We start from the raw sequence: 12,968 nt of genomic DNA on the forward strand, positions 1-12,968 counted from the left end.
ATCAAAGGGCGTCCCCGGAAAGAGCGGGAGGTCGTCGCGTTGAACGATGTGGGTTTCACGAAGCGACGTCATAGCCTATGTTACACTTGCTGTTTATTGAAATAGTGTAACGTGACACTTTAAACGAGGTAGTGCCTGTGCTGCTGCAATCCCCCTGGACGCCCCGCCTCGCGAACATCGAGGCGAATGCGGCCGAACGGCTGGTGCTTGCCCTTGCCGATGACATTATCGAGGGGCGGCTGGCGGGGGGTGACCGCCTGCCCGCTCATCGTGATCTGGCATGGAAACTGGGCGTTGGCCTCGGCACGGTGACGAAAGCCTATGCGGCTCTTGAACGGCGCGGCCTGACGCGCAGCGTCAAGGGGCGGGGTACATTCGTGGCGCTGCAGGAGGCGCATGCCGATCGGCAGATCGACCTCTCCTCCAACGCGCCACCGCCCACGCTCAACCCCCGCATTCTGGCAAAAACGCTGACCGGGATCGCGCGCAAGATCGATGCGGATCATTTCAATCTCTACGCCCCGCCCGCCGGGCATGTGGAACACCGCCGTGTTCTGGCGCGGTGGCTGGAAACGCTGGGATTGTCCATCGATCCGTCGCATCTGGTGCTGACGAGTGGCGCCCGTCAGGCACTGGCGCTGGCCTTCGATCTTGCCTGCGGTCCCGACGGTCTGCTGCTGACCGAGCGGATCACCTATCCCGGCGCCCTTTCGCTTCTCCGGCGCAAGGGGTGCCGGATGAGGGGGGTGGAGATCGACGCCGAGGGAATGGTGCCTGAGGCGCTTGCGGAAGCGCTTGGCGGCACGGCCCCGCGCGGTGGCAGGGCGGTCTATCTGACGCCGACATTGCACAACCCGACAACCGCCACCATGGGCGCGGCGCGGCGGCAGGCCATTGCGGATATTTGCCGCCGGGCCGGCGTCTGGATCATTGAGGACGGCGTGTATGCGGCATCCGAAACCGGTTTGCGTCCCCTGGCGGCATTGGCGCCTGACATTTCATTGCATGTGAATGGATTGTCCAAATCGCTCGGTCCCGGTTTGCAGATCGGCATGCTCATGCTGCCGGCAGGATTGAAGGGCGCAGCGGAGCGTCTTTTGCAGGATGTGCCGATGGCCCCCTCAGCGCTTTCCTGCGCGGTGGTCGAGGAGTGGCTGGCCACCGGCATCATTGCGTCGGTCCAGCGGGATCTGCATCACGAGGCGCGGCGGCGCTCTGCTCTCGCTGTTTCTCTTCTCGGTGTCAGCGAGCTGGTCTCGCATCCCGCTGCATATAATGTCTGGCTTCCGATGGAACGTGACGCCGCGGATCGTTTCGTATCCATCGCATCCGCAAGCGGTATAGGATTGACCGCTCCGGAGTCCATGATGGTGGATTCGCAGGATCAGGCAAGCGGCATTCGGTTTTGCCTCGGCGGCCCGTCATTCGACGACCTGACCGGGGCAATGATGCTTCTGGCGGGATTGCTGAAACGGTGGTCCGACGCAGCCGGGACCAAATCACGACCATGACAATCGCATGAGAGATCCGACAGCATGAATAATCAAAGCCTTGTCCCTGATCAGGATATCTGGGAGCCCTGGAGCCCTGCCGAGCTTTTCCGGCGATTGAGCAACGTATCACAACCTTGGTGCGTGGTTGGCGGATGGGCTCTCGATCTGTGGCACGGGAAGAAGACACGCGAGCATGAGGATCTGGAATTCACGGTCCTGCGTGAGGATCTGGGCATTTTCCGGCGTGAATTGAACGATATGGAATTTTACACCGTCAATGACGGCGTGCTCGAACGGTTGGCCGCCGACCGGGAACCGGCGACGGAGATTTTCCAGATATGGTGTTTCGATCGTGCCGCTCTCCGCTGGCGGGTTGATATGATGATCGAGCCGGGAACGGATGATAGCTGGGCCTACAAAAGGGATCCGCAAATTAAGCGGCCCCGCGCCGAAATGGTCGCGCTGACCACTGACGGCATTCCCCACCTAAACCCCGCCGCCGTGCTGCTGTTCAAGGCAAAGCACCGCCGGCCCAAGGACGAGAAGGATTTCGCACACGCCGCACCGAAATTGTCGGCGTCCGAGCGTCGGTGGCTGCGGGATTGTCTCGAGCACCTCCACCCCGAACACGAGTGGGCAAAGGCGCTATAGGCATCGAATTGCGCCTATTGCGCAATCCGCTCCAGCACGCGGCTCAAAGCCTGCTTCAGCGCATCCGAACCGCCATTGTCGTTGAAATCGTTCAAGACCTGCTCGTTGAGCCCGCCTTTGGTGGCGAATTCACGGCTGAGGTCGATGAAGTCGATGTCCCTGCCGGCATGGAGCGTTACCTCGGATAGGCCAGCGAAGAGGGGTGCAAGATAGGCGCGCCCCTTTTCTTCCGGCAGGCCGTTTTCGACAAGCCACTCCGTCGTGTGCTGCAAAATGCCGAAATAGGTGGCCATTAGCGCGCTTGCGGCGGCGAGAAGGTCGTATTCCGCCTTGGTTTCGCATTCCACCGCATTGCCGAGAACGTTGAAGATCGCCGCCGTATCCATATCGGGCGGATATATGGCGGTGACGCCCTTGCGCCGGGCAACGAAGGGCAGGGGGATCGCCTGCGTGAGGCGCACATCCGCACCGATCCAGTCGAGAAGGGCCTGCCGGTCTGTCGCGGCAACGACGCTTATGACCTTTTGTCCATCCCGAAACCGCAAGGCGCGGATGACCTCTTCGGCGATCTGCGGTCGGATCGCCAGCATGACGGTGTCGCAGCCGTCAACGATTGCCTGATTGTCGCCGGACACGATCACCTGCGGAAAATCGGCGGCAAGCCGGGCCGAGATATCCGCGCTGCGCTGGGAGACCATGACATGCGGCACGGCGGCGGGCTTGCCGAGCAGGCCCCTTACCATGGCATCGGTGATCGCTCCGGTTCCGATAAAACCGATCTTCTGGGGAAGGGACATGTTTGCTCCGCGCGGTGAGGGCCGAAAATACGTCGGCCATCTGATTTTCGCGCAATGCTAAATTTTCAGCCCGGAATTGTCGACACGCAGGTGGCCGATTTCCAGATCGGTATGCTAGTGGCCCGGATGCAAGGCGTCATTGAGGTACATGCAGGTCAGCATGGTGAAGACATAGGCCTGAATGGCAGCCATCAGGAACTCCAGCGCCGTGATCGCGACCGTCATGAAAAGCGGTGCGATGGCGCCGATCATGCCGAGGGCATTGACGCTGGCCAGCGACACGACAAAACCGGCAAAGACCTTCAGGGTGATGTGACCGGCAAGCATGACAGCAAACAGGCGGACGGAGTGGCTGACCGGTCGCGACATATAGGAGATGATTTCAATCGGCACGATGATGGGTGCGAGAATTGCCGGGATCCCGGCCGGCTTGAACAGGCCGAGAAAACGGATGCCGTGTTTGAAAAGCCCATAAAGCGTGACGGTGCCGAACACCATCATCGCCAGACCAAATGTGACGATGATCTGACTGGTGACGGTGAAAGCGTAAGGAAACATGCCGATCATGTTCGCGAACAGAATGAACATGAAAAGCGAGAAGACGAAGGGGAAGAACCGCATTCCTTGCTCGCCGGCATTGTCACGCAGTGTCTTGGCGACGAACAGGTAAAGCATTTCAGCACTGGATTGCCACCGGCCGGGCACGAGGCGCGCCCTGCTTGTGGCCAGCAGCAGGAACGAACTCGCCAGGGTGACGGTGAGGAACATGTATGCCGAGGCATTGGTGAAACTCAGATCGATATCACCGATGGTAATTTCAACGAGAGGTTTGACTTCGAATTGCTCGATAGGGCCGGCCATGGAAGGTCCTTCAGTAGATTGCGGCAATGACGGGGACATGCTGATGCGCAAGGTCGCGGCTCTGCCGGACGCAGGAAGGCCGCGCGTTTGATGGAGCATCAGAAATGAGGAGGGTGTTCGCTAGGTCGGTCATCCTGATCCCAAGATTGAGAATCAGGGCCGTCCCCGGAACGCTTCAAGGCGCGGGTCGTCCCGCGCGAGCGCTTTCTAGCCAAATCGCCGGCGGGTGGCAATGGCTTTCGGGCAAATGCATCGGCGCGGGAGAGCCTGACTGCGTGGTTGGCGACAAAAATGAAGATCAAGGCCGATGAGATCAGCGTTTTCCAGCTTGCGGTGCGCTCGTGCGCACTCCGCATGGCCGTTTCCGAAATGTCTCGATAAAGCGTCTGCGGCGTTTTCCACATCATGAATCTCACGATTGTGGGGCCGTCCCCGTTTGGTTTCGCAGAGCGCGGGCCGTCCCGCGATGCCGGATGTTTTCAGGCCGTGAACAGCAGCAGCCCAAAGATCGCGAACAGCATCAGGTGCAGAAGACCCTGTACCGCGGAGGTTCGCCTGCCCAGATAGGTGAGGGTCGTCAGTGCGATGGTCAGCGTAAACAGGATGGTTTCCGTGGACGAAATTCCAAAGATCACCGTTTTGCCGGACAGGAGGCCGACTGTCAGAACTGCCGGCACGGTCAGCCCGACTGTCGAGACGAATGCACCGAGGCACAGGTTGATTGCCCTTTGTGTCTCGTTTTTCAGCGCAGCCTTGACGGCCGTGATCGATTCCGGCGTGAAGACGATGATCGCGATGAGCACGCCGCCAACCGCCACGGGAGCACCGGCCCGGGCGACGCCAAAATCGATGACGACGGCAAGGTCATGCGCGAGCAGCACGATCGGTAACATCAACCCGATCAGCATTGCCGAATGAATGATGTTTTTTCTGCCGGCCCCGCCCTCCTGAGGAACATGATCATCCGTCATGCCGCGAGCGATTGGTTCCGCCAGCCGGATCGACATCCGGCCCGGTTCGGGCTGCATGAAGTGGCTGCGGTAGCGCCCCATCTGAAGGGCAAGGAACCCGCCGTAGACAATCACGGTCACGACCGAAACCACAACGGCCTGAAGAGCGGTAAAGGTGCCGTCGCCTGCCGGCAGCGTATTCGGCACCAGCAGCGCGACACCGGCCAATACGACCGTCATCGCGATGAAGGAGACGGCCCCCGGCGCATTATATTCCTGTTCGCCATAACGTATCGCGCCCGCGAGCAGGCAGATACCCGTCACGAGGTTGAGAATGATCATCATCACCGCGAATATGGAATCTCGTCCGATCGTCGGCGCCTCGTTGGGCCCGAGCATCACGGCGGCGATCAGGATCACCTCGATTGCAACGATCGAGAGGGTGAGAATGAGCGTTCCGTAAGGTTCGCCCAACTGATGGGCAAGTTCGTCAGCCTCTTTCACGACGCCGAAGGCCGCCATCAGGATTGTGATGAAGAGAACGAGAAAGCAGGAGATTGCAATGGCCGGCGTCATATCGGGCGAAAGCCATGACTTACCGGCGAATTGGAAAACCACGACGACCAGCCAGGCCAAGACGAGTTTGGGCCAGGGCCCCCGGATAAATGATGGAGATTTTGTATCTGACATTGCAGGCGACCTCATCTGGGGTCGTCCCCGGCAATCTGTCGCATTCGGGTCGTCCCGAACGAAGCTTCGTCAAGCAGCTGGCTTCAGCGATACCATGACCGGGTTCTTGAAGGCAATGGCGCTTAAATAGCTGTCTTGAAGATAGGTGCCACTGATGATAGCACCCATTTGTGCAGGACGACCTGCGCCATCCGGATCAAGAGGGGACGGCCCCGTGTGTAAAGAACACGAGGAGAGAGCCATGATCCCTTTCGACCACCCTTTGCAGATTTGCCTTATTTCTCCGGCGCGACCTTGCTGAGCGGTGTCGGCGATGTTGAGTTCGGATATCATTTATTGGTCGACCAGTTTTGCCCAGGGAATGCTTCTGCTTTCCATGGCGCTTGCCACATATCGCCTGATCAAGGGGCCACGCGTGCAAGATCGTGTCATGGCTGTCGATACCATCTACAATCTGGGAATATTACAGGCGCTGGTGTTGGCGATTAAAACCGGAAACGCCCTCTACCTTCCCTTCATTCTCATCCTTGCCGTTCTCGGCTTCGTTTCGACGGTCGCGCTGGCGAAGTTTCTCATGCGAGGTGAGGTGATCGAGTAACGGGTTGGCTTCGGTCGTGTCGGTAAAATGCTGGAGCTGGCGGCGGCTTTTGCCGCCGTCAAGCGCATCGTTAAGCAAGGCCGATTCCCTGCTTCAGCTACTGTCAAGCCACGCCGAACCATCGGGCCGCGGCCTGCGCGATTTCCTCTTTGTCGGGAATGGAATCCGCAGCCCAGGCGACGATCCCGTCGGGACGCACCAGCAGGGTGCTCAATCCCAATCGATCCGCAGCGTCGACCGCGACATATGCGATCTGTCCTTTCCAGCGATCGGTCAGTGATTGAAGGGATGCATCCGCGCCAAAGTTCAAGAGCAGGCCTTTTCCTTCTCGCAAAAGTTCGCCGGTCCTCCTCCCGTCCATCAGTTCGAAATCCGGGACGCTGTGGCCGACAAGCGGATGGTTGCCGCCAAGATCGTGGCGGATGGAAACGCCCCAGACGCGCTCGGCGAAATATGTGGCGCCATCGCGGGTCTCGATGAGATCGCGGATGATGGCCTCCAGCGCCCGGCTGCTCCGGCCTGGACGCATGAGCGCGACCTGGGCGCGCGACCAGTCGAGAACCCGCGCGCCGATCGGGTGCCGTTCGCTCGTATAGCTGTCCAGCAATCCGTCCGGTGCAGTGCCATGGATCGTCGCTGCAAGTTTCCAGCCAAGATTGATGGCATCGCCCAGCCCGAGATTGAGCCCCTGTCCGCCAAGCGGAGAGTGGATATGCGCGGCATCACCGGCCAGCAATACCCGGCCCCTGCGGTATGTCGTGGCCTGATAGGCGCGGTCCGTCCAGGTGGTTGCAAGCTGAAGATTGGTGACCGTGACGTCGGTGCCGGAAACATGCCGCAATACCGCTTGCACATGCTCCAGCGTTATCGGGCTGGTGCGGTGAAACCGGCCGCCGTCAAAATCGACCATCGCGATGGTTCCGGGCTTCTGGTAGGTATACATGCCGGTTGGCGTGTAGTGGCGACCCGCAGCGAGTTTTTCCGGATCCGCCATTTCGACCTCGACGGAATAGCCGGTAAATTCGGGATCGGTGCCGATGAAATCGAAACCGCCAGCCTTGCGCACGGTGCTGCGGCCGCCATCGCAGCCAACGAGCCACCGTCCGCGAAATGTCCGGCCGCCGGCGCGAATGGTTACGGCCCCGTCCGATTGCTCGAAGCCATCAATACCGGCGCCCCGCCGGATCTCGGCACCCATAATATTGGCACGTGTCTCCAGAACCGATTCGATCTCTTCCATGCTGGAAGCCATGGTAACGGGTGTCGAATTCGGCAGGCGATAGGCCCATTTCGAGGGATCGATATTGTCGTGAAAAAACTGAATGCCGGCGAAGTGGCCGCCTGGACGGCGCTGCTGGTGCATCCAGTGCTGGGCCGACAAATGGCTGTCGTTCGATTGCTCTTTGGTGCGCTGCCGTTCGGCAAGATCATCCAGCAAGCCGCGCCGGTCGAAATTTTCGATGGTCGGCGCGGAAAGGCCACGCATGCCGAAGGGGAGTTTCTTGAGCGGAGAGCAAGGGTCAGGGGCTTGCTCCAGCACCAGGACCGAAAGGTTTGCGAGACGAAGCTCGCAGGCGAGAAACAGGCCGACAGGGCCGGCGCCGGCAATGACAACATCATAAGTGTCTGGATTATTTGACATGAACTGCTCCTTCTGGTCGTTCGACCGGAGCGGCTCGTCGATTTTGAGAACCACACGGACGAACAATTTGACGCCTGAACAGCGTCGTTGTTCGTCGTGGGACTCATGCACGGGGCATGGACAGAGCTTTCGTTTCCGAAAGGACTTGGGCTAGACCACACCAAGTCGTGCCTTTTTCGACGCTTCTCTATAGCGCCGCAGCGACCGCCCGGCAAGCCATATCCGGCCCTTGCCATGGCTCACTGTCCCGGCCGGTGCTCCCGGAAAGCGGCGGCGAGCGTGCGCAGCGCCTCGCGCGATCTGCTGTCGGTGAGGGTGGAGAACATGACGATCTCGGTGGAAGGCAGCGGCGGCAGATCGAAACGCTGGCTGACCTCGACGGTCCCGGGCGGTGCCAGACGGCAGGAGAAGGCCGAAATGGCGAGCCCTGCCGACACGGCTGCGGTTACCATCGACGACGTTCCGCCGAGAAACACTTCCGTCCAGGCGATGGCGGCGGCATCGAGAGTGCGGGTGGCGATATCGCGCACGCCGCAGGCCGGCGAAAGGGCTGCCAGTCGCAGCGGCTCACCCTGTCTATGCTCGAATTGCGGGGTTGCGAACCAGCCGAAATGCTCGGGCCCGAGCACTTCGCCATCCCGTCTGTCATCCTCGCGCCGGATGATTGCGGCGTCGATCTCGCCGCGGTCGAAGGCATCCAGCAGCGCGCGGGAATTGTCCATGCGCACTTCAATCGTCAGCCCCGGATCATGTGCATTGAGCCGTGCCAGCAGCGTCGGCACTTCCGGCCCGGCAACATGGGCGGCAATGCCGAGACCGAAGCGGCGGCGCGTGGACGAAAGGCCGGTGATGGCGCGATCATGCGCGGCCAGGAATTCACGGGCAGGAGCGAGAAACACGGCGCCTTGCGCCGACAGCCTCACCGAGCGCGGCGTTCGTTCGAGGAGCCGCTGGCCGAGCCGGTCCTCCAGCCGCTTGAGCCTGACGCTGATGGCGCCCTGTGTGGTTCCAAGCGTTTCGGCGGCACGGGTGAAGCTCTGCAGATCGGCGATGGTGACGAAAGCCTGGACGGCATCCACATCCAGCGTGGTCATGGCAATGATCCAAATTTGTTGTCTCTGAAATATCCAAGCATCCAATTCAGTTATGGTCAAGCTTTCACTAATTTGCCTTCGGCTCTGCAACATATCCACCGTAGCGGGCGAGCCTTCGTCATGGCCGGATTTCGCCGCTACGGTGTGAACCACGAAAGGCTGAAGAAGTGACCTTTGCCGTTACCGCCCCAACCGCCAGCAGAAGCGCGCTTGCGCTTGCTGCTGTGTGTCTCTCCGCCCTGATGTTCGGGCTGGAAATCTCCAGCGTGCCGGCAATCCTGCCGACACTCGAACAGGTGCTGCATGCGGATTTCCGGCAGCTTCAATGGATCATGAACGCCTATACGATCGGCGTGACGATGGTGCTGATGGCAACCGGTGCGCTGGCTGATCGCTTCGGCCGCAAACGCGTCTTCATCGCAAGCATCATCGCTTTCGCCCTTTCCTCCTTCGCCTGTGGCATGACGGAAAGCGTGGCGGTGCTGATCGGCGCACGTTTTCTTCAGGGCTTGAGCGGCGGGGCGATGCTGGTGTGCCAGATCGCCATTCTCTCACACCAGTTCCGCACGGCCCGTGAGCGCGGCATGGCGTTCGGCTGGTGGGGTATTATCTCAGGTGTTGGGCTGGGTTTCGGGCCGATCATCGGTGGCGCGATTGTCGCCCTCTGGAGTTGGGAATGGGTCTTCCTCGTTCACGTGGCGCTCGGCATCGTCACATTGCTGCTAGCCATGGGCGGTGTCAGGGAATCGCGCGACCCGGAGGCGACGCGCCTTGATCTTGCCGGCATTGCCACGCTGTCGGTTGCGGTGTTTTGCCTTGCCTTTTTTATCACACAGGGGCCTGAACTCGGTTTTGCCAGTGCAGAGGCGCTGTTGATCCTTGGTGTCGCGGTTGCGAGCTTCATCGCCTTCGTCATCGTGGAAAAGCTCACGCCAAGGCCGATGTTCGATTTTTCCGTGTTCCGTATCCGGCCCTTTTCCGGCGCGATCATCGGCTCGGCGGCGATGAATATCAGCTTCTGGCCGTTCATGATCTATCTGCCGATCTGGTTTCAGGCGGGTCTTGGTTATGACAGTGTCACCGCCGGTCTCGGTCTGCTTGCCTACACGCTGCCGGCGCTGGTCGTGCCACCGTTGGCGGAGCGTCTGTCATTGCGTTATCAACCCCGCCTTGTCATCCCGGCCGGGCTGTTCACCATCGGTCTGGGTTTCATGCTGATGAAACTTGGCGGCGGTGCTGCAAATGCGAGCTGGCTGACCATGCTGCCCGGCTGCATCCTGTCCGGCATCGGGCTTGGCCTTACCAACACGCCGGTGACCAATACGACGACGGGCGCCGTCCCTGCCACCCGTTCCGGCATGGCCTCCGGCATCGACATGAGCGCAAGAATGATCTCGCTCGCCATCAATATCCCGATCATGGGCTTCATTCTGGTTGAGGGCGTGTGGTCGTCGCTCAGGGCCAATTTGCCGTCCGGTCCTGATACCGATGACCTGCGTTCCCTCGCGGAGAAGATCGCGGCGGGAACCGCGGGGTCGTCGGCAGAGCGTGTTTCGGGTGCACTTGTCCATCAGGCACTCACAGACGGTTTCGGTCTGGTCATGCTTTATGCCTGCATCAGCGTCTGGCTGCTCGCGGCTCTCAGCTTTGTGGTCTTTGGCCCGGCGCAAAAACCTGTCCACGTTTAGGGAATTGCCTTGCGCGGGGCCGATAGATCAGGCGGTTTTCAGGATTTGCAACGCCGCTGCGGGCTGGGCGGCCGCATTCTCGTCGCGGCTCCAGCGGCCAAAGGCGGCGCGGCCCAGAATCGCAATCGACGTGTCTTCCTGCGGCGCATGGACGAGCACTGTCTGAATGTCGCGGAAATGCCGTTCCAGCCCCAATTCGCTTCCAAGACCGGGATTGCCGATGCCGCGCACGGCGATCTCAACGGCATCGCGCAGCTGCCGGCCGGCAAGCAGCCTTGCCCTGATGAAGCCTTCCGCATCGCCATTATTGTTTTCGAGTGTACCGAAAATGATCTGGCGGGCGCCGGAGACCAGAAGGTCGATTTCGCCTGAAAGCGTGATGAAACGTTCGGTGCGGGCGATGGGATGGCCGAGATTGGCCGGCACGCGCTCATGCGCGAAGCGGATGAATTTGGCCTGAGCGGCTTCGGCCACGCCAAGATAGAGCGCTGTCAAGGCCAGTGTAATGGCGGCATGCGCCCGGTTGTCCTGCTGGGCCACCGATGGATCGACGAGGTCGATGACGTTTTCCGCCGGGATTTCGACATTGGCATAGTCGACGTCATGCGATCCGGTGGCGCGCATGCCGAGGCTCTGCCAGTTCTCGATGACCTTGATGCCCGGCAAGCCGTTCGGCACCACGAATGTTCCCACCCGCGCCGGTGTTTCGTCGGTATGCGCCCAGACAAGAAAATGCGTGAGGCCATATGCACCCGTCACGAAACGCTTGCGGCCCGTGATCGACCAGCCGGTTTTTGTCCGGCGGGCAAGTGTCGCGGGCAGACCGCCCCGCGCCGGCGACCCCAATTCCGGTTCGACGCGCGCGGCATTGAGCAGCAGCGGCTTTTGTTTCGCGTCCGCCAGAAGCCGCCTGTAGAGATCTTCCGGCCAGTGGTTTTTCGCGGCCTGACCGAGATGGGTAAAGATCGTCATGGCGCTGATGAGAGCCACGGAAGGATCGCCCCGGCCAAGCGCCGCCAGAATGTGGGCGGTATCGGCAAGCGTGGCACCCTGACCGCCGTAGCGTGTCGCAACCGTGCTTTCGAGGAGGCCGCTTTCATGAACGGCGCGGATACCCGTCCAGGGGAACTGGCCGGTCTGGTCCGCATCCGGTGCGGCCTGCTCAAGGACGCGCACGGTTGCGTCGAGGACGGTTGTGTCATGGGACATGCGTTGTCGAGGCTCTCTGGCTATGGAGGAAAGCGCCATGTCCCCGACAGGGACGACTGGCTCCGTCTGCACTTGAAAAAATGCCCGGCCAGATGACCGGGCCGGATTGCGGCATCAGGCTGCGGTCTTTTTCTTCGCCTCTTCCCGTTCGCGAATGCCTTCACGGACAAGCGGCAGGATGTAGCGGCCATAATCCACCGCATCATTGTAATTGTCGTAACCCCGGATCGAGATCAGGTCGGCACCAAGGTCGATATAATCGAGTATGGAATCCGCGATGGTGCGTGGCGAGCCGACCAGCGCCGTGGTGGCGCCGCTGGCATTGGTGGCCGTTACTGTCGGATACCAGAGGGCGCGGTCATGCACGTCACCGCGTGCGGCGATCTCCAGAAGCCGTTGCGAACCGACATTGGCCGGGCGTGGCGCATTGAGCGGTGCGCGGGTGACGCCTTTCTGGCGGTTCTCGTTCAATCGATCGAGAGTTCTGTGGGCCTTTTCCCAGGCAAGCTCATCCGTCTCGGCGACGATCGGCCGGAATGTGACCCAGATACGGGGGCGATCCGTGCGGCCCGCCTTTGCGGCTTCGGCATAGACCCGCTCGATCTGCTGCTTGGTTTCAGCAAGCGGCTCACCCCAGAGCCCGAAGATATCGCAGAGCGAACCGCCGATGCGATAGGCGGCATCCGAAGAGCCGCCGAGCGAAATCGGAATAAGTCCGTTGGTCGGGCGCACGGCGCTGCGGAACTGCTTGAACTGGTAATATTTTCCATCGAAGTCGAAGGGCTCCTTGGAGGTCCAGGCCAGACGCAGGATTCGGATATATTCCTCCTGACGCTCGTAACGTTCTTCCTTGTTGAGGAAGTCGCCTTCACGCGCCTGCTCTTCGTCGCTGCCGCCGGCAATGAAGTGCACCACGACACGTCCGCCGCTCAACTGGTCGAGCGTTGCGAGCGATTTGGCGGCGACCGTGGGATAAACCGTATTCGGCCGCAGCGCGACGATGATCTTGATGTTTTTCGTGTGGGCGAGCACCGTGGCGCCAAGCGTGAACGGATCGAAGGACGAGGAGGAGTAGGGGATCAGCGTATAGTTGAAACCGTAATCATCGAGCGCACGCGCGTAGCGCTCCAGAAAAACGGGATCCACGGGCGCATCGGGCAGAGGGTTCAGGTCGTTCGACGCATTGGGAAAACTAACGCTAATAAATTCCGCGGCCATGGGGGCTCCTTCAGGTTCAATGCGGGCATGTTAGGATGCGGCGGATTAACGAGGAAGACAGGTCTTTCTTTTTCTAT

At 60.6% G+C, this 12,968-nt stretch carries 11 protein-coding genes; 4 read left to right on the forward strand and 7 right to left on the reverse strand.

The window, feature by feature from the left end:
* The first annotated feature begins 131 nt into the window (after positions 1-131).
* Both AC1ROR_RS21465 and AC1ROR_RS21470 read left to right on the forward strand, forming a co-directional pair.
* Complete coding sequence (locus tag AC1ROR_RS21465; RefSeq protein WP_498590674.1) at positions 132-1,511, forward strand: aminotransferase-like domain-containing protein; 1,380 nt, start codon at positions 132-134, stop codon at positions 1,509-1,511.
* Positions 1,512-1,535: 24 nt separating this feature from the next.
* Positions 1,536-2,144, forward strand: coding sequence for a nucleotidyltransferase domain-containing protein (locus tag AC1ROR_RS21470; RefSeq protein ID WP_498590675.1), 609 nt, complete (start codon positions 1,536-1,538; stop codon positions 2,142-2,144).
* A 14-nt stretch (positions 2,145-2,158) separates the two neighbouring features.
* Here the strand turns inward: AC1ROR_RS21470 and AC1ROR_RS21475 are convergent, their stop codons facing one another.
* The 3 genes from AC1ROR_RS21475 to AC1ROR_RS21485 form a co-directional block, all read right to left on the reverse strand.
* Positions 2,159-2,941, reverse strand: coding sequence for a pyrroline-5-carboxylate reductase (locus tag AC1ROR_RS21475; RefSeq protein WP_498590676.1), 783 nt, complete (start codon positions 2,939-2,941; stop codon positions 2,159-2,161).
* A 114-nt stretch (positions 2,942-3,055) separates the two neighbouring features.
* On the reverse strand, positions 3,056-3,802 hold the full coding sequence (locus tag AC1ROR_RS21480) for a F0F1 ATP synthase subunit A (protein ID WP_035223856.1): 747 nt from the start codon (positions 3,800-3,802) through the stop codon (positions 3,056-3,058).
* A gap of 479 nt (positions 3,803-4,281) precedes the next feature.
* Positions 4,282-5,370 (reverse strand): calcium:cation antiporter, encoded by a 1,089-nt coding sequence (locus tag AC1ROR_RS21485; RefSeq protein WP_498590677.1) that lies wholly within the window; start codon positions 5,368-5,370, stop codon positions 4,282-4,284.
* A gap of 388 nt (positions 5,371-5,758) precedes the next feature.
* On the opposite strand from AC1ROR_RS21485, the gene AC1ROR_RS21490 reads away from it, so the two are divergent.
* Complete coding sequence (locus tag AC1ROR_RS21490; protein ID WP_191856362.1) at positions 5,759-6,040, forward strand: K+/H+ antiporter subunit F; 282 nt, start codon at positions 5,759-5,761, stop codon at positions 6,038-6,040.
* Positions 6,041-6,143: 103 nt separating this feature from the next.
* Here AC1ROR_RS21490 and AC1ROR_RS21495 read toward each other — a convergent pair whose 3' ends face one another.
* A complete protein-coding gene (locus AC1ROR_RS21495; RefSeq protein WP_498590678.1) occupies positions 6,144-7,682 on the reverse strand; it encodes an FAD-dependent monooxygenase in 1,539 nt (512 codons plus the stop codon).
* A gap of 239 nt (positions 7,683-7,921) precedes the next feature.
* Positions 7,922-8,776, reverse strand: coding sequence for a LysR family transcriptional regulator (locus AC1ROR_RS21500; RefSeq protein WP_035223853.1), 855 nt, complete (start codon positions 8,774-8,776; stop codon positions 7,922-7,924).
* A 167-nt stretch (positions 8,777-8,943) separates the two neighbouring features.
* On the opposite strand from AC1ROR_RS21500, the gene AC1ROR_RS21505 reads away from it, so the two are divergent.
* Entirely contained in the window at positions 8,944-10,464 is a 1,521-nt protein-coding gene (locus AC1ROR_RS21505; RefSeq protein ID WP_498590679.1) for an MFS transporter, read from the forward strand.
* A 27-nt stretch (positions 10,465-10,491) separates the two neighbouring features.
* Here the strand turns inward: AC1ROR_RS21505 and AC1ROR_RS21510 are convergent, their stop codons facing one another.
* Positions 10,492-11,673 (reverse strand): acyl-CoA dehydrogenase family protein, encoded by a 1,182-nt coding sequence (locus AC1ROR_RS21510; protein ID WP_142173314.1) that lies wholly within the window; start codon positions 11,671-11,673, stop codon positions 10,492-10,494.
* 114 nt (positions 11,674-11,787) lie between these two features.
* Positions 11,788-12,891 (reverse strand): LLM class flavin-dependent oxidoreductase, encoded by a 1,104-nt coding sequence (locus AC1ROR_RS21515; RefSeq protein WP_080838811.1) that lies wholly within the window; start codon positions 12,889-12,891, stop codon positions 11,788-11,790.
* Between the last annotated feature and the right edge of the window lie 77 nt (positions 12,892-12,968).

It is taken from the genome of Agrobacterium sp. GW821-FHT14E08 (assembly GCF_058803865.1).

Bases quoted from the DNA above. Each gene is read 5' to 3' on its own strand.
- AC1ROR_RS21470 (WP_498590675.1), top strand. From the start codon at position 1,536: ATGAATAATCAAAGCCTTGTCCCTGATCAGGATATCTGGGAGCCCTGG.
- AC1ROR_RS21475 (WP_498590676.1), bottom strand. From the start codon at position 2,941: ATGTCCCTTCCCCAGAAGATCGGTTTTATCGGAACCGGAGCGATCACC.
- AC1ROR_RS21480 (WP_035223856.1), bottom strand. From the start codon at position 3,802: ATGGCCGGCCCTATCGAGCAATTCGAAGTCAAACCTCTCGTTGAAATT.
- AC1ROR_RS21495 (WP_498590678.1), bottom strand. From the start codon at position 7,682: ATGTCAAATAATCCAGACACTTATGATGTTGTCATTGCCGGCGCCGGC.
- AC1ROR_RS21500 (WP_035223853.1), bottom strand. From the start codon at position 8,776: ATGACCACGCTGGATGTGGATGCCGTCCAGGCTTTCGTCACCATCGCC.
- AC1ROR_RS21510 (WP_142173314.1), bottom strand. From the start codon at position 11,673: ATGTCCCATGACACAACCGTCCTCGACGCAACCGTGCGCGTCCTTGAG.
- AC1ROR_RS21515 (WP_080838811.1), bottom strand. From the start codon at position 12,891: ATGGCCGCGGAATTTATTAGCGTTAGTTTTCCCAATGCGTCGAACGAC.